The organism is Actinoplanes sp. NPDC051411 (genome assembly GCF_040682075.1).
GTDB lineage: Bacteria > Actinomycetota > Actinomycetes > Mycobacteriales > Micromonosporaceae > Actinoplanes.
The window spans coordinates 118502-133411 of record NZ_JBFBAD010000005.1 but is presented as its reverse complement, the minus strand read 5'-3'; the positions used below and the strand labels follow the sequence as shown (position 1 = coordinate 133411).

Here is a 14910-nt window from a genome sequence, read left to right as displayed (position 1 = left end):
GGATAAAACCTATCCCAGACCGGGCCTGGCATCGCGCTACCGGTCCACAGGTCCTTTCGCGCCGGACTGGGACGAAGGCACTACTGTCGTATGTGTGCAGCCGCAGGAGCCCTCAACCGGACAGATCCCCCCGCCGGCGGTGGGACCGGGAACCGGCGCGCCGCCGCCGAAGAGATCCCGGGCCCGGCTGTGGGTGGCGGTGATCGGCGGGGTTGTGGCGTTGCTGTGCTTGGGCGGGGCCGGCATCGTGGCCCTCCTCTACAACGACTCGACGAAGATCGAACGCTCAGCCCCCGACGCCGTCGTCGACAACTTCCTTCGCGCATACCTCGTCAATCGAGACGACCAACGCGCCTCGCTCTATCAGTGCAAGACCGGGGGAGATTTCGCCGCGATCGCGGCTTACCGGAACGACATTGAGTCGCGGGAGAAGCAGTTTTCGGTAGGGATCCGTGTTACGTGGTCAACCTTTACAGTCTCGACTAGTGGCTCCCAGGGGACCGTGACAACCGACCTCATCAAGACGCTGGCCGATCAGTCCGGCCGGCAGTCGAACTCCTGGACCTTCAAGGTCGTCGATCAAGACGGATGGCGAGTCTGCGGCGCCTCAGCGCTCTCATAGTCGTTCACTCGATCCAGAGCAGGTGAACGGGCACTTCTAGAGTCTTCGGAGCGCGTCCGCTCCATCCCCACCGATACCAATCGAGCTCGTGCGCTACCCGTGCGCAGATGTCGCCGTCCTGATTCGTGTGAAGCTCGGTCACAGCGCGCAGGTCCCGTCGCTCGCCGCCGTCCTCCAGCAATTGCACAACGCGGCGACCGGTGAACGAGCCGGCATCAAGCGACGCCACCGGCTCGCGACGCGGTGGCTCGTCAAGGGAGACCAGACGCGACATCACGTCGGGGCTCGACGCGATTGCGCCGGCCATGCCGTATTCCTCGACCCACACCCGCTCCACCGGCACCAACGGTGCGAAGACTTCGGTCTGTTCGGCTTCGGCGCGATACCACTCGCCCTCCGACATCACCGGCACATAGGTGCGGCTGCCCTGGACCACTTTCTCGTCGGCCCGCAGGTCTCCGCGCCAACCATGCCCGGGCAGGCCGACAATGACCCGTCGGCCTCGTAGTTGCCCGCCCATCGTGGCCGGTGTAGGCACGACCGGCCGGGGCGGCTCGGGCGCCCACTCCGAGTGCCCAGCGAACGGATCCGGAAGCGATTCGCCGTTCATCCGGCACCTCCCAACGGGGCTCCCTGTTTTTTCATAAACGCTACCGGGTCGGTCGCACCGGCACTCGACCGATCATTGTTCAAATGCACCTCGAAGTGAAGGTGCGGACCCGACGCGTTGCCGCTCATGCCGACCTGGCCGAGAACCTGGCCCGCCTTCACGACCTGACCGACCTTCACCTCGGGAGGCCGGACCATGTGGCAATACCGGGTCATGACGTTGCCGGCGTGCTGGATCTCGACCATCCAGCCGCATCCGCCCTTGCCGACGTAACCGTCCTGATTGCACGAGAAGCGCCCGCGGAAGTCCGGGTCGCACTTGACGCGAGAGACGACGCCGCTCGACGCGGCCATGATCGGGGTGTACCGGTCGACGATCAAGTCGACACCGTTGTGAGTGGGCCGTTGGGGTGTTTGGAACCGGTCGCCCACGGTTGCGCCTTTAACCGGCACCGTCCAGCCCGACGCGGCGATCTGGCCAGCCTGCGCGCAGACCATGGCCAGTGAATTGCCGACCGCGTTGGCCGCGCCGTGGGCAAGCATGTTCACGATCTGCGTGGCCACCGGCTCGTGCTTGGCGTAGGCATCCGGATAGGCGCTGACCTGCACTTTCTGAGCGGCCTCGGTCAGCGGCAGATTCTGCCATCCCGAGATGGTCTTCAGCTTCTGATAGAACTTCGTGCTCGCGTAGACCGGGTCCTTGACCTGAGCCGGAGAGCCCCAGCCGGTGCTCGGACGTTGCTGGAAGAGGCCGAGCGAGTCATGGTCGTTGTTCTTGCCGAGGTCGCCCAGGTTGGTCAGGCCGGACTCCTGCATCGCAGTAGCGACCGCGATCACCCACGCACGGGGCGGCAACTTGAGTTTGGCCCCCACGTTGATGATGATCGCCGCGTTGCGGATCTGAGCCGGACCGTAGTCGTGGATGCTCGGCAACTTCGCATCCGGATTGATCGGGCCGCCCTGGCCACAACCACCGGACAGGTTCAGCTGGTTGTCGTTCTGCTTCTGGCCGTAGAAGCTGTAGACCAGTGCGGTCAGGCTTCCGCCGCAGCAGAGCAGGGCGAGCGTCGCCACCACGGCGACCAGCGCGACCACCGGTCGCGGTCGCGGCAGGCTCATGCGGGATCCCAGTCGATGGCGTCGACCAGCCACTGCCCTTCCGGAGCGGTAAGGCGAAGGCTGAGCTTGCCCGAATCCATGGTGACTACAGCAGTGACAAGATCCGAGTTGACTGCGGCCACGCTGGGCCGCCCGACCAGCCGGTCAGCCGGAACGCTTGCTGGGTCGACACCCTTCAGCTCGTCGGCCAGCTTCTGGGTCGAGTTCGGCAGCAGTTGGTCGCGCCAGGTCTTGGCCGACACCTTCTTATCGACCCACGCCGACGCGAATGCATAGGCGACGGCCTCGGGTTGTGCCTTGCCGGGGCCGGTCGACGGAGTCGGCGGTGCCTCGGAGGAGATGTCTCCGTCGTCGTCCGACGGATTGACACTGGCCACGGTCGCCGGCGGAGCGCCACCGACCACCGGATTGTCGTCCTTTCCGCTGGAGAAGAGCCGCCCGAGCCCGATCACCGCAAACACGATGACGACAAGAACAATCGCCACGCCCCATCGCGATCGAAAGATCCTGTTGAGGCCAAGCTCCATTGTCCGAGGCATCTAGATCACCTTGCCTCGGAACGCACCCGCGGCGTGGAGGGCTCGTTGCTGGTCGATCCGGTTTCCGGGCGATAGATCGCGTAGGACGCTGGCTGCTGGGCCACGTCCGGCTCGGTCCAGGCCGGCGAAGACCCACGTCGTCGAACAGGGCCGGGGAGACCGCGCCGGTCGCTGTCGCGGCGCTGTTCCTCGTGGACGCTCTCCTTGCCGTCCGGGCGCGTCTGTGCCGGCAGTGCGGGCCGACCACCGGTCGTAGCGGGTTCCAGTTCGCGCCGACCCACGGCGTTGTGCGAGGGATCCTCCAGGCGTGCCTCGGGCCGCAGATTGCTTTGGTCCGCGTAGACGGTGCGGCCACCACGGCTGATGACCGGCTCGCGGGTGCCGCCACCCTCGGCCACATCGAGCTTGGCTGCTGTACGCATATCGCGGAAGAAGTTTCGGTGCCAGGAGCCGGCCGTGACGATCGCGGCGGTGCCGTCTTTACCGCCCAGCTGGGTGATTCGCCTATAAGGTCGCAGCAGTAGCCAGCCAACGACACCGCACAGCCAGACGAGCACGACCTGTAGCCACCCTGGAAGGCTCGCCGTATTCATGATCAGGTCAACCGCGAAAAGGTAGATTGCCGCGCCGGTTCCGAAGATCGCGATGTTGAAGATCGCCGCAACGACAGCGTTGCCGAGTCGGCGAATTCCTGAGCTGGCTGGTCGAAGGAGTCCGACCGTGCCGAGGATCGGCGCCGCGATCACGGCCCATCGGAAGATCAAGAAACCGAGCAGCACCAGCACCGACGCTGTGAGGTCGAACATCGCGAACATGAACGATGCGAGCATCGCGATGAAGCCCGCGCCGATCCGATCCATGCCGTTGTTGCCTCGCAGGTACTCGTAGGCCTCCGGGTCTTCGACCTTGATCTGCTCGGCGACCTTCTCCCACTGCTCCTTCTTGCCGTTCAGGATGCCGTCGCGGGTTGCCGGATTCTGGCGGATCCTCTGCTGTTCATCCCAAGTGAGCGAGTGGGCGTCATAGAGCGCCATTCCATATTTCTGTGCGGTCACACTGTCGGCTGATCCGAGAAGGCCCCGCAACCAGTTCCGGTAGAGCATTGTCTCGGTCGCCGTGTCACTCGCGCGAACGGCTGGCGGCCGATTGTCGACGCAAGCGTTGCCGCCCAGGGCACAGCCCTTCGGGGGTGCCTCTGGTCGAGGGCCGACGGCATCGTGCACCACGCCGAGGGATGTGATCAGGGTGTTGTCGGCTAGGTTCGCCGATCGGACGGGCCAAGCTGCGATTGCAGTAACGGCGACCATGACAAGAATCGCCCATCCTGCAGTGGTTGTAGCGGCACCCATCTCTGCCTGGCGCGATCGCCAAAGGAGGTAGAGACCGACGATTGCCAGAGTGATGACACCGAAGACAGTGAAGACTTTCTGGTACACGGCTTTCGTAGCCTGATCGACCAGTGGGTCCGCCCAACCCCACAGCGACTTCGGGTCCCACGCCTTCTCCCGCAAAGCGTTGGAGGCGCCGATGATCGCCGTAGCAATCATGAATTCGCCGTTGGAGACCGTCGTCTCCAACTTGACGTCGGGATCAACCAAGGTCGAAGCGCAGCCACCGTCCAGGTCATATGTGGTGTAGCTATACCCAGCGTATCCATAGTCGCTGTAAATGCCGGGGAAGCTGTTCTTCGGGTCCGACGAAGCCGGCCTATCAGCAAACCACCCCGCGAGACCGGAGTCTGGCGTATTCGGGGTAGGCGGCTGCAGACACTGGGCGCGGTCCGAACCAACCTCGGCGAGTCGACTGACGCAAGACTTGAAGTCCTGTTTCCACTCGTCGGTGCTGCAAGCCCCGCCTGGCGCCCGCAGCGGCCCCTCGATCGGCGCCGCCGAAGCGGGTGGGGCGGCCACCGCCCAAGCGATCGACGCCACCACCGTGACGAGCATCGTCATCACCAGCGCCAACGCCCGCCGCACCATGTCAATCCTCCATGTCGGACGACGTCATCGAGATGGCCGTCGGTGCTGCCTTAACCGTCGTCGGCGTCGTGTCGAGATGGTCCAGGAGGCCTTCGACGTATGACACGTCGACCCGGACTTTCTGCACGCGCCCGTCCACGTCCCGCATTACGAACTCGCGGAAGCCCAGCCGGCTGGCCGAGGACGTGTCGATCTGGGACAGCGAGGCCAGCGTCGCCTCGTACCCGTCGTGGACCGGCACCCGGAGCAGCCGCAGGGCTTCTGACGCGATCTCCTGGTCTTCGGCGATCCGGCCCACGAAGACCGTGGAGACCAGGTTTTGCACGTCGAGACCGAGGATGTCGCGCGGGTTCTGTGAGGCGACCAGGGCGGCCAGGTTCCACTTGCGGGAGTCGCGGGCGAGCCGCACCAGGAATGAGCGGCCGGAGCGCCAGCCCTCCATGAAGTGCGCCTCGTCCAGGCCGACCATTTTGCGGGATGACATCGAGCCGCCGTAGCAGCGGCGTACGGCGAGCCGGTGGGCCGTGTGCAGCATCGGCAGGGCCAGCGATTCCTCGGCCGACCAGTACTCGCGTTCGATCTTGAGGTCGGGTAGGCGCAGGCCGGCCATCGTGATCACGGTGAGGGCCGCGTCGGCGCCGAGGAGGTGTTGTGGTGGCGAGCCGAAGAACAGCAGCGCGAGCGGCATTTCGGCCGTGTCGAGCAGCAGGTTGGCCAGTTCCTTGCCCTCGTCGTCGTCCACCTGTTGCAGGGTGCGGACCACGTCGTCGAGGGTCGACGTCTCCTCGGCCGGGACCTGGCGCACGGCGTGCCGCAGCAGCGTCGCGGTCGACGCCTCCTTGGCCACCTGCGGCGGGACCAGCATCGAGCAGATGTCCTGAACGAGCATGCGCCGTTCGGCCCGGGCGTTCGAGACCGCGATCTCGTACTCGCGGTCCCCGCCGGGGCCAGTCGGGAACTCGGTGCGGATCGGCGTCGGGATCAGTGCGTACGGCGCGAGCGTTCCCTGTTCCGAACCGGTCAGATTCAAGACGCGACTGTAGGGCCGCAGCTCCGGCATCTGGCACAGCCGGGCCAGTGGCCCGGACGGGTCGAGCAGCGTCACCTGGACGCCCCGGCGGGCGTTGAGGTAGCCGAGCGCGCCCATCAGCGTCGACTTGCCGCCGCCCGGCTCGGCGACGAACACGCCGAGGCCGGAACGCTCGCGTACCTCCATCGGGAAGTGCAGGTCGAGGAAGACGGGACGCCGGCAGGTTCCGGACGTACGCCCGATCAGGTCGCCCCGCCGGTCGCCGACCGTGGACGCGGCCTGGGGCAGCGCCGCGGCCAGCAGTTTGACCGGCATCCGGCGTACGTATCCGGTGTTGGCGATCGGCTCGCCCGGGATGAATTCCCGGGCCAGCTGGTCCTGGTTCTTGGGGTGTTGCAGTGAGATCCGCAGTTCGCGCGAGTACAGCTGGATGAGTCGCCGGGCCCGTTCCAGGCATTCTTCGCGGGTGGCGCCGCCGACCGCGATCCGGTGCCAGCCGTGGGCGCGGGCCGATTCGACCGGCAGGCCGGTGGTCATCTCGTCGCCGATCACGAGCGCCCGTTTGGCGAGGCGCTCCAGCTCGGGCGGGGCGTCGATGCCGTGCTCCGCGTAGTCGAGCTGCTGCGACCGGATCATCCGGAGCCGGTGTTCGAGGTTTTTGAACGAGCTGTTCGATCCGAGGATGTCGAGGCGCGAGGAGATCTCCATCGGCCAGGGCAGACGCTCGTGGAAGTGCAGCCACGGCTCGTGTTTTTCGGGGATCTCGAGCGGTTCCATCCGGCCGACCGAGAGCACGGCGACGTGCCGTTCCTCGCCGGTCATCCGGTTGACCAGCTTGACCGTCGACCCGTACGGCGTCCGGTAGCGCTCCACCTGCTCGGTCAGCGCCAGCAGGTCACCGGTCTCCCAGTGCCCGTTGGAGATCGGCGAGAGCATGCTCGGCGGCGCCATGCACAGCGCGACCGAGCGGTAGAGCAGCCATTCCAGCTCGGCCGGGGTGACCCGCCGCCCGCGCATGCCGAACGCGTTGAGCACCTCGTCGAACTGCTCGACCGTGCGCCCGAGTTTGCGGCGCTCACCGTCCGATGTGCCGCGTCCGAAGACCCGCAGGATGCGCTCGGAGAACGTGTCGCCCAGCGATCGGCGGGCAAACGTGACACCCAGATAGGTCTGGCCTTCGGCGTGGTTGACCGAGAGCAGGTGCCGCTGGGCCGCGACCAGGTGATCGGACCACGAGGTGCCGCCCTGCACGTCGGGCAGCGGTTTGGCGGTGAACGAGTCGACCGTCCGCGCCCATTCGTCGGCCGGGAACGGCCGGTTGGTGCGGCGTAGATGCAGTCGGAACCCGGCCAGGCCCGCGTACTGCTCGGAGATGGCGCTGAGCAGCGCCTCGCGTTCCGCGTCGGGCCGGAAGGCCCATCGGACCTCGGGCAGGTAGTACCAGGCCGTGACCGTGCTCTGGGTGAAGGTCAGGTGCCCGGCGATCTCGCTGATGGCCAGCTCCATGGCCGGGTCGCGGTCGCTGAACTTGATCTTGTTGGGCCGCAGCGGCTTGACGTCCTGCGGGCGCGGGCGCACCGGCAGGTTCCGCGGCTCGGCCTTCTTCTCCTTGCGCTTGGCCGGGGCCTTCTCCTTGCGCTTGGCCGGCCGCTTCTCGGTCGCCGGGACCAGCGCCGACTCGGCCTCGCTGCGCATCGGCGCGGCATAGGCCGCGGGCGCGGCCGACATCGTGGTCACGCCGGGCGCTGCCGCTTCCGGCTCCATTCTCGTACGCGCGGAGGGCAGTCCCGCCGCCGGCCACCGCGGCGCCTGCTCGCCCGGGGGCTGCGTCGGCGTAGCCGGCCAGTCGTCGAAGTCGGGCCAGTCCCCGCTGCCGGGCGCGGAGGCTCCCGGCGCCGTGAACGCGGAGGCTCCCGGCTCGGTGAAGTAGTCGGCCCGCGGCCCGGCGGGAGCCCGCGTGAAGTCGATCTCGTCCGGCGCGGGCGGCGTCGCACCTGGGCCGCCCCCGGCAAATGGAGGCGCCGAAGCAGGCGGCACAGGCGCAGGCAGGGCAGACGCAGATGCCGGCCGGGCGAACGTCGGCGGCGCAGATGCTGGTGGCGTAGATGTCGGCCGGGCGGCGCCCGGTGGCGCGGGTGTCGGCCGCCCGGACGCGGGCGGCGCGGATGTCGGCCGGGCGGCTGCGGGCAGCGCGGATGTCGGCTCAGCGTCGCCCGGCGGCGCGGATGTCGGCCGGGCGGACGCGGGCGGCGCGGATGTCGGCCGGGCGGCTGCGGGCAGCGCGGATGTCGGCCCAGCGTCGCCCGGCGGCGCGGACGTCGGCCGGGCGGACATGGGCGGCCCGGATGCCGGCCCGGCTGATGCCGGTGGCGCGGACGCGAACGGCATCGATGCCGGTTGGCCAGCTGCTGGCGGCGCGGATGCCGGTCGAGCGGACGCTGGTGCCGCGGATGCCGACGGCGCGGATGCGGACCGCGCGGATGCCGGTTGACCAGCCGCTGGCGGGGCAGATGTCGGTCGAGCGGCCGCCGGAGGCGCAGAGGTGGGCCGAGTAGATGTCGGCCCAGCGGACGCGGGCGGAGCGGAAGTCGGCGCAAGCGAAGGCAGCGCGGACGAGGGCTCCGCAGACGAGCGCGACGCAGACGAAGGTGGCGCGTCAAAGGACGAACCGTGGGGTGCCTCAAAAACAGGCGGCTCAAACCCCGGCGACGTCTCCACACCGGGCGGTGAGTCGAAGACCTGCCCCGGCGGCGAGTCAAAGGCGTGCCCGGGCGGCGTGTCGAAGGATCGCCCGGGCGGCGAGTCAAAGGCCCGTTCGCGCGGCGCGTCGAAGGTCCGCGCGGGCCGTGTGTCACCAGCGGGCGGTGCGTCGAAAGACCGCCCGCCGAAGGCTGGCGCCGATGGCGCGTCAAAGGGCGACCCAGGCCCCGCCGACTGGTCGCCCGGCTCCCCGAACTCGAATCCGAAGTCGAGATCAGAATCGGACTCGGGCGGCGCTGTGGCGGCCGCCCCCGGCCCCGGGGACGACGACACCGGCGTCGGCGTCCCTCCGAACAGGTCGAGGAACGGTGAGTCGATGTCCAACGTCGTGTCGACGGCCGCGCTGCGTGGCCGCACCGGCTGCGGCGCCTGGAAAACACCCACCGCGCCGTCTCCGGGCGCGGTGACGAATTCGTCGACCGGCTCGTCGGAATCAAGCGGAGAGTAATTGTCCGAACGCATACCGTTACTCTGCCTGCCGGAGTCAAGGGCATCCGCCCGGGGATGCCCGTGCGGGAAGGATTCGGTCATGCGCCGGCCCCGAAGGAGAGCACCGCTGAACTGGTCATACCAACTCCTCCCGAACCCGGATGCGAGTGGCGACAAGTCTCGGATCGCGCTGCTCGACCGTGGGCTCACGGGTGCGGCGCCAATCGGTGAACGCGGTGCGGATGACCATGCGGGCCGGCCGGTCCGGATCCACGTGCCGGAAGATGTACGACGTCGTGACCATGGCCAGCGCGATCTCCCAGGCCGGGAACGGATCGAACTGGAACGTGATCAGGTAGTGGATGAACCAGAACAGTGGCACCAGCACCACGAAGAGGCCGTACTGCGCGTACGGCAGGTGCATGGGCAGGGTGTAACCGGGCGGCCCCAGGTAAACGAGGCGCGCCCGATAGATGTCGTCGTCGGTCCGGAGGCGCATCTCAGTTGAAGATCAGCTTGACGAGATAGTCGCCGAGGAAGAACAGTGTCGCCGCACCGGCAATGAACGCGAGGCCGACGATGGCGATCGCGGAGCTGGTGAGCACCTTGGAGATCTCGCCCCGGCTGGCGCGTCCGATGAAGATGACACCTAGGACGGCCAGAAGGATCGGGGCGATGTTCTTGGCGAAGAAAGTGACGACGCCCGTGGTGTTGATGCCGGTGGGCGTCGCTGCGGCGAGCGTACCGTGCGGGAACGCCGTGAAGGCGTAAGCGGTGAGCTCGGTGGCGATCATTGGTAAACCTCCCCGTGCCCGGTTAGGGGGTGCCGGACACGCTGCAGTTGTGAAGCCTCACGGCGTCGCCCATATCGTGCTACTTCCAGCTCACCGCGTCGAGTGAGCGGTTGCGGGCGTGCCATGCTCGTCTGCTCTCTTCGGTTCCTTCATGATGCCGCAGTTCCGAAGAGTACGGCCCGTACTTCTTAGCTACAAGCGTCTGATTCGTTACGCAAGGTAAAGGCGTGGATGAAAATGAGTCACGACGTATCGTACACATGTTCGAATGACATGGTCCCCGTACCCTCCTTCCGTGACGACTAAGCCGAGGGATGCCCTGCTCATGGGTGCCGAGTCAGTTAGAGAAGATCACCCGGTCGTGATGGGGATCCTCAACGTCACCCCGGACTCTTTTTCCGACGGCGGCCGATACGCCGACGTGGATGCTGCCATCGAACATGGCATAGCTCTGCAACAGGGCGGGGCGGACATCGTGGACGTCGGCGGGGAGTCGACCCGGCCCGGCGCCGAGCGGGTGGACGCGGCCACCGAGGCCGGCCGGGTGGTCCCGGTGATCGCCGGGCTCGCGGCCGCGGGCGTACGCATGAGCATCGACACCACCCGCGCGTCGGTCGCCGCCGCCGCGCTCACCGCGGGCGCCACTGTGATCAATGACGTGTCCGGGGGGCTGGCCGATCCGGCGATGGCGGGCGTGGCGGCCGACGCCGGCTGCCCGTGGATCCTGATGCACTGGCGTGGACACTCGCGCCGCATGAACGAGCTCGCGATCTATCGGAACGTCGTCGAGGACGTACGCGATGAGCTGCTGCAACGGGTCGACGAGGCGGTCGGCGGCGGTGTCGACCCGGGACGGATCGTCCTCGACCCGGGCCTCGGGTTCGCCAAGAACGCCGATCACAACTGGGCCCTCACGAGGCATCTCGACGTCCTGATCGACCTCGGCTTCCCGATCCTCTTCGCCGCCAGCCGCAAGACCTATCTCGGCCGGTTGCTGGCCGCACCGGACGCCACTCCGCGGCCGGTCGACGAGCGCGAGGCGGCCACGCTGGCGACCTCGGTCCTGGCGGCCGCGGCCGGCGTCTGGGGCATCCGGGTCCACGACGTACGGGCCACCGCTGATGCGCTCGCGGTCTGGCGGGCGAGCGGGGCACCCAAGATCAAGACTGGCCGATCGAACCGTTCCGGGTCGTCCGGGCGTGCTGAAGAGTGAGCCGGCCGGCACCGGAACGAGTGAGGCGCGCCAAACCGCCCCGCCCGTACGGCAAGGTGGGTGGGAACGGATGGAGGGGCTGACGGTGAGCGACCGGATTGTGCTGACCGGCCTGCGGGCGCGGGGCCGGCACGGCGTCTACGACTTCGAGCGCGAGCAGGGCCAGGATTTCGTGGTCGACGTCGTCCTGGAGATCGACCTGGACAAGGCGGCGGCGACCGACGACGTGGCCGACACCGTGCACTACGGCGAGCTGGCCGAGCGCCTGGTCGCGGTGATCACCGGCGAGCCGGTCAACCTGATCGAGACGCTGGCCGGCCGGCTGGCCGAGGCCTGCCTGTCCGATCCGCGGGTCGCCGCGGCCGAGGTCACCGTCCACAAACCGCAGGCGCCGATCCCGCACGACTTCGCCGACGTGGCGGTCACCCTGCGCCGCGACCGGAGCCACACCGCAAGCAAGGCCGGAACCCTCGACCAGGACCGCGAACGGGGGTCTCGATGAGCCGGGCCGTCCTCTCGATCGGCAGCAACCTCGGCGACCGCATCGCCAACCTGCGGCTCGCCGTCAAGCTGCTCGGCGACAGCGTGGTGCTGGCCAGCGGGGTCTACGAGACACCGCCCTGGGGCGACCCCGACCAGCCCTCCTATCTCAACGCGGTGCTGCTGGCGACCGATCCCGGGGCGGCCCCGCGCGACTGGCTCGAGCGGGCGCACGCCTGCGAGGCGGCGGCCGGCCGGGTGCGCGATCCCGAGCGCCGGTTCGGCCCGCGCACGCTCGACGTCGACGTGATCGCGGTCTGGGACGCCGACGACCAGCCGGTGATCCACGAGGAGCCCGAGCTCGTCCTGCCCCACCCACGGGCGCACGAGCGCGCGTTCGTGCTTCGCCCGTGGATCGACATCCAGCCCTACGGGCAGCTGCCCGGGCACGGGTGGCTCACCGACCTGCTCAACGCGCCGGCGCTGGCCGACGAGATCGCCGCGATGCAGCCGCGCGGAGACCTCCCGTTAGAGTCGACGTGAGCAGAAGACGTTAGCCAACCGGAGATGACGTGAGCAGCAACCCGGAGTCGCCCAAGTCGGATCCGTCGATGCGTCCGACCAGCGTCTCGGTGCTGATCGTCGCGGCGCTCGCGGCCGCCGCGGTCGGCTGGCTCCTGCTCAGCTTCTCCTATTCTCTGTTGCCCCAGCTGCCGTGGTCGCCGGTGATCGTGCTGGCCGTGCTCGCGGTCGCCGAGGGCCTGCTCGCGCAGAACACGAGCGCCCGCATCCAGCGCAAGCCGGGCACGCCCCGGGTCGACCCGCTGGCCGTCGCCCGCTATGTCGCACTCGCGAAGGCGTCGGCGCTGGTCGGTGCGCTGTCGGCCGGGTTCTCGGCCGGCCTGCTGGCCTGGCTGGTGCTCGAGCCGACCAAGGCCGCCCGCGACGACCGACCGACCGCGATCGGCGGCCTCATCGCGGCTGCGCTGCTGGTCGGGGCCGCGCTCTGGCTGGAGCGGGCCTGCCGGGTCCCGCCCGACCCCGACCGCACGGACGAGAACGATTCGGATCGGCCGTCCGGCCGTCGTTGATCACCTAGTTCTGGGCCTTGAACTGAGGCCCGCTTCTATCCGTATGCTCTGGGCACGGGCTACCCAAGCCCCAAGTTCGGCGTGCGCTCTGGACCCCACCGAGGCGCACCCTGGGAGGCGGCCGAAATGGCGTACGACGAGACTCCGTCCGACCCGGCGGCGTACCGGGCCAATACGCTTGCCGCCGCCGAGCAGCGGCGGCGGGCCGCCGAGATGATGGACGAGACCACCGACGACGCCGCCGGCGGCGTGGCGCCGGTCGCCCCGGCCGAGATCGAGGACGAGGGCCGGGACCGGCTCGGCGTCCACCTCGGCTGGGAGGTCGTGCTGCTGCTCACGGCGGCCGCCTTCGCCCTTCTTCTCTACCGTCTCGACCCGAGCACGCTGAAGCGGCCGGGTCTCGACACACTTCTGGTCACCGGAGCCGCGATCGGCCTGCTCACGATGGGCGGCGGGCTCACCCTGCGGGCCGCGGTGCCCAACCTCGCGATCGGCCCGATCGCGCTGGCCGCCTCCCTGCAGTACGCCGAGCAGGGCGATCAGGGTCTGCTCAAGGCGATGCTTCCGGCGGTGCTGATCGCCGCCGCGGGTGGCCTGGTGATCGGTGTCGTGATCATCGTGCTGCACGTGCCGGGCTGGGCGGCCACCCTCGCGGCCGGACTCGGGGTGATCGTCTTCGACCAGCTGAGGGTCGGTCCGGTCGCCGTCCAGGGCGATTACGACCCGTCCCGGCAGGCGTTCTTCCTCTTCGGTGGCTTCGCGCTGCTGGCCGTGGTCGGTGGCGCGCTGGGCACGGTCCCGCCCGTACGCCGGTGGCTCGGGCGCATGCGCCCGGCCGGTGACCCGGCCCGCCGCCGCGATGGTGCCGCCGCGGTTCCGGCGATCGGTGCGCTGGTTCTCTCCTCGGTCTTCGCGGTCGGCGCCGGCACCCTGATCGCCGCGCAGGCCACCCGCCCGATCGTCCCGGGCACCGGCCTGGAGTGGACCGGCATCGGCATCGGCCTCGCCCTGCTGGCCGGCACCAGCGCGTACGGTCGGCGCGGCGGCATCTTCGGCACGCTGTTCGCGGTCGCCGGGCTGACGCTGTTCCTCGACTATGCCACCCGCAAGCACTTCGACATCGCGCTGTTCGCGGTCGCGGCCGTCGTCTTCGGCGCCGGCCTGATCGTCACCCGGCTCGTCGAGACCTACGGGCGGCCGTTCGGTTCCGGAGTAGGCGCCGGCTGGAACTCGCCGCCGACCACCAACGGCACCAACTGGACGCCTGACCTGCCGGAGACCTGGACGCCGACGACCACCGCGGCCCGCAGCGAGCCCTGGGACGACGGACCCTGGGGATCTTCCCGCTGACGGCCGCGGGGGCGGCCCTATGCTTGCCGTCATGACCTCACCGAGCTTCGCCGAGCTGGACGCGCTGCCCACCGAGGAGCTGCGCGAGCGCGCCTTCGCGCTGGCCCGGCACCACCACGACATCGGCTTCTTCTGGTCGGTCTTCAAGCACCTGCCGGATTCGGACGAGGCGGCCGAGCTGGACGGCGCGCCCAACTCGATCGGCCCGACGATCGACGAGGCGGTCGCGCTCTACCGCGAGCTCGAGGGGCACGGCTACGGCGACCAGGAACCGCTACTGCGGGCCGCTTTTATCGACTACCTGCAGAAGCACTAACAAAAAGGGCATTTATCGGCGTCGTTTGAAAAAGGAGCCTGGCTGGGAATTTACCGGCCATGGCTCTCGGTAACCGTTACAAATCCGCGCCGGGTGCGGGCACGCTGGCCGCACTCATTCTCGTCCTGGTCTTCGGCAGTCCCTGGTACTCCGACTGGGCGAACAAGAACACGAACGCCAACACGGCCGGTGGCTGGTTCCTCCGCCTGCTCGCCTGGCCGCACTGGGAGTTCAACTCCAACGACTCGCTGCGCACGATCATCGTCGGCGACCTCAAGGCGATTCTGCTGGTCGTGCTGACCCTGATCTTCCTGCTCCTGTTGCCCGGCTCGCAGTTGGCGCGGGCCCGCGGCACGATCAGCCAGTTCTTCGCGGGCTGGGGCGCGTACATCTTCGCCGGCGGCTTCGCCGCCCTGCTGACCACCCTGTTCCTGAAGAACCCGTCGCTTCTCGGCGCGTTTCAGGCGGCCGGCAACGGTGCCGGCTACGGCCTTTTCGTCGGCTGGATCGTCGGCCTGGCCACGCTCGGTGGCTATCGCGGGAAACGCTGATTCACGGCGGTCCGGGGCGCCGCGGCAC

General features: G+C 68.6%; 17 protein-coding genes. 10 read left to right on the top strand and 7 right to left on the bottom strand.

The features are described 5' to 3' along the window. Nucleotides 1-94: 94 nt before the first annotated feature. Nucleotides 95-622, top strand: a complete 528-nt coding sequence (locus AB0M88_RS04440) for a hypothetical protein (RefSeq protein ID WP_364095221.1) — start codon at nt 95-97, stop codon at nt 620-622. Nucleotides 623-626: 4 nt separating this feature from the next. On the opposite strand, the gene AB0M88_RS04435 is transcribed toward AB0M88_RS04440, so the two are convergent. From AB0M88_RS04435 to AB0M88_RS04415, 5 genes are read right to left on the bottom strand one after another with little or no spacing between them, the layout of a single operon-like run. Then, on the bottom strand, nt 627-1232 hold the full coding sequence (locus tag AB0M88_RS04435; RefSeq protein ID WP_364095218.1) for a hypothetical protein: 606 nt from the start codon (nt 1230-1232) through the stop codon (nt 627-629). After that, the gene (locus tag AB0M88_RS04430) at nt 1229-2350 is read right to left on the bottom strand and encodes a M23 family metallopeptidase (RefSeq protein ID WP_364095216.1); all 1122 of its coding nucleotides are present in this window, start codon (nt 2348-2350) and stop codon (nt 1229-1231) included. The genes AB0M88_RS04435 and AB0M88_RS04430 overlap by 4 nt, the downstream gene beginning before the upstream one ends. Continuing rightward, nucleotides 2347-2889: a hypothetical protein gene (locus tag AB0M88_RS04425; RefSeq protein WP_364095213.1), complete on the bottom strand. Its 543-nt coding sequence runs from the start codon at nt 2887-2889 to the stop codon at nt 2347-2349. The genes AB0M88_RS04430 and AB0M88_RS04425 overlap by 4 nt, the downstream gene beginning before the upstream one ends. Before the next feature lie 5 nt (nt 2890-2894). Then, nucleotides 2895-4868, bottom strand: a complete 1974-nt coding sequence (locus AB0M88_RS04420) for a DMT family transporter (protein ID WP_364095210.1) — start codon at nt 4866-4868, stop codon at nt 2895-2897. A 1-nt stretch (nt 4869) separates the two neighbouring features. Further along, nucleotides 4870-8286: an ATP-binding protein gene (locus tag AB0M88_RS04415; protein ID WP_364095207.1), complete on the bottom strand. Its 3417-nt coding sequence runs from the start codon at nt 8284-8286 to the stop codon at nt 4870-4872. 2 nt (nt 8287-8288) lie between these two features. Between AB0M88_RS04415 and AB0M88_RS04410 the strand changes: the two genes are divergently transcribed. Next, nucleotides 8289-8453: a hypothetical protein gene (locus AB0M88_RS04410; RefSeq protein ID WP_364095204.1), complete on the top strand. Its 165-nt coding sequence runs from the start codon at nt 8289-8291 to the stop codon at nt 8451-8453. Nucleotides 8454-8974: 521 nt separating this feature from the next. Beyond that, a complete protein-coding gene (locus AB0M88_RS04405; RefSeq protein WP_364095201.1) occupies nt 8975-9106 on the top strand; it encodes a hypothetical protein in 132 nt (43 codons plus the stop codon). 117 nt (nt 9107-9223) lie between these two features. Here AB0M88_RS04405 and AB0M88_RS04400 read toward each other — a convergent pair whose 3' ends face one another. Both AB0M88_RS04400 and AB0M88_RS04395 read right to left on the bottom strand, forming a co-directional pair. Next, a complete protein-coding gene (locus AB0M88_RS04400) occupies nt 9224-9586 on the bottom strand; it encodes a hypothetical protein (RefSeq protein ID WP_364095198.1) in 363 nt (120 codons plus the stop codon). A 1-nt stretch (nt 9587) separates the two neighbouring features. Next, nucleotides 9588-9881, bottom strand: coding sequence for a hypothetical protein (locus tag AB0M88_RS04395; RefSeq protein ID WP_364095196.1), 294 nt, complete (start codon nt 9879-9881; stop codon nt 9588-9590). 325 nt (nt 9882-10206) lie between these two features. Here AB0M88_RS04395 and folP point away from each other — a divergent pair, with 325 nt between their 5' ends. The 7 genes from folP to AB0M88_RS04360 all read left to right on the top strand — a co-directional run bounded on the left by folP (nt 10207) and on the right by AB0M88_RS04360 (nt 14882). Further along, entirely contained in the window at nt 10207-11094 is an 888-nt protein-coding gene (gene folP, locus AB0M88_RS04390; protein ID WP_364095319.1) for a dihydropteroate synthase, read from the top strand. A gap of 70 nt (nt 11095-11164) precedes the next feature. Continuing rightward, nucleotides 11165-11596: a dihydroneopterin aldolase gene (gene folB, locus AB0M88_RS04385; protein WP_364095193.1), complete on the top strand. Its 432-nt coding sequence runs from the start codon at nt 11165-11167 to the stop codon at nt 11594-11596. Continuing rightward, complete coding sequence (gene folK, locus AB0M88_RS04380; RefSeq protein WP_364095190.1) at nt 11593-12117, top strand: 2-amino-4-hydroxy-6-hydroxymethyldihydropteridine diphosphokinase; 525 nt, start codon at nt 11593-11595, stop codon at nt 12115-12117. The genes folB and folK overlap by 4 nt, the downstream gene beginning before the upstream one ends. Before the next feature lie 68 nt (nt 12118-12185). Further along, nucleotides 12186-12665: a DUF3180 domain-containing protein gene (locus AB0M88_RS04375; RefSeq protein ID WP_364095316.1), complete on the top strand. Its 480-nt coding sequence runs from the start codon at nt 12186-12188 to the stop codon at nt 12663-12665. A 126-nt stretch (nt 12666-12791) separates the two neighbouring features. Then, a complete protein-coding gene (locus AB0M88_RS04370) occupies nt 12792-14015 on the top strand; it encodes an ABC transporter permease (RefSeq protein WP_364095187.1) in 1224 nt (407 codons plus the stop codon). Between the two features lie 31 nt (nt 14016-14046). After that, entirely contained in the window at nt 14047-14331 is a 285-nt protein-coding gene (locus AB0M88_RS04365) for a hypothetical protein (RefSeq protein WP_364095184.1), read from the top strand. 59 nt (nt 14332-14390) lie between these two features. After that, nucleotides 14391-14882, top strand: a complete 492-nt coding sequence (locus AB0M88_RS04360) for a hypothetical protein (protein ID WP_364095181.1) — start codon at nt 14391-14393, stop codon at nt 14880-14882. Nucleotides 14883-14910 lie beyond the last annotated feature (28 nt).

Excerpts from the sequence above, each read along its gene's own strand:
- AB0M88_RS04435 (WP_364095218.1), bottom strand. The coding sequence starts at position 1,232 with ATGAACGGCGAATCGCTTCCGGATCCGTTCGCTGGGCACTCGGAGTGG.
- AB0M88_RS04430 (WP_364095216.1), bottom strand. The coding sequence starts at position 2,350 with ATGAGCCTGCCGCGACCGCGACCGGTGGTCGCGCTGGTCGCCGTGGTG.
- AB0M88_RS04425 (WP_364095213.1), bottom strand. The coding sequence starts at position 2,889 with ATGCCTCGGACAATGGAGCTTGGCCTCAACAGGATCTTTCGATCGCGA.
- AB0M88_RS04420 (WP_364095210.1), bottom strand. The coding sequence starts at position 4,868 with ATGGTGCGGCGGGCGTTGGCGCTGGTGATGACGATGCTCGTCACGGTG.
- AB0M88_RS04415 (WP_364095207.1), bottom strand. The coding sequence starts at position 8,286 with ATGCCGTTCGCGTCCGCGCCACCGGCATCAGCCGGGCCGGCATCCGGG.
- AB0M88_RS04410 (WP_364095204.1), top strand. The coding sequence starts at position 8,289 with ATGCCGGTTGGCCAGCTGCTGGCGGCGCGGATGCCGGTCGAGCGGACG.
- AB0M88_RS04405 (WP_364095201.1), top strand. The coding sequence starts at position 8,975 with ATGTCCAACGTCGTGTCGACGGCCGCGCTGCGTGGCCGCACCGGCTGC.
- AB0M88_RS04400 (WP_364095198.1), bottom strand. The coding sequence starts at position 9,586 with ATGCGCCTCCGGACCGACGACGACATCTATCGGGCGCGCCTCGTTTAC.
- AB0M88_RS04395 (WP_364095196.1), bottom strand. The coding sequence starts at position 9,881 with ATGATCGCCACCGAGCTCACCGCTTACGCCTTCACGGCGTTCCCGCAC.
- folP (WP_364095319.1), top strand. The coding sequence starts at position 10,207 with ATGGGTGCCGAGTCAGTTAGAGAAGATCACCCGGTCGTGATGGGGATC.
- folB (WP_364095193.1), top strand. The coding sequence starts at position 11,165 with ATGGAGGGGCTGACGGTGAGCGACCGGATTGTGCTGACCGGCCTGCGG.
- folK (WP_364095190.1), top strand. The coding sequence starts at position 11,593 with ATGAGCCGGGCCGTCCTCTCGATCGGCAGCAACCTCGGCGACCGCATC.
- AB0M88_RS04375 (WP_364095316.1), top strand. The coding sequence starts at position 12,186 with ATGCGTCCGACCAGCGTCTCGGTGCTGATCGTCGCGGCGCTCGCGGCC.
- AB0M88_RS04370 (WP_364095187.1), top strand. The coding sequence starts at position 12,792 with ATGGCGTACGACGAGACTCCGTCCGACCCGGCGGCGTACCGGGCCAAT.
- AB0M88_RS04365 (WP_364095184.1), top strand. The coding sequence starts at position 14,047 with ATGACCTCACCGAGCTTCGCCGAGCTGGACGCGCTGCCCACCGAGGAG.
- AB0M88_RS04360 (WP_364095181.1), top strand. The coding sequence starts at position 14,391 with ATGGCTCTCGGTAACCGTTACAAATCCGCGCCGGGTGCGGGCACGCTG.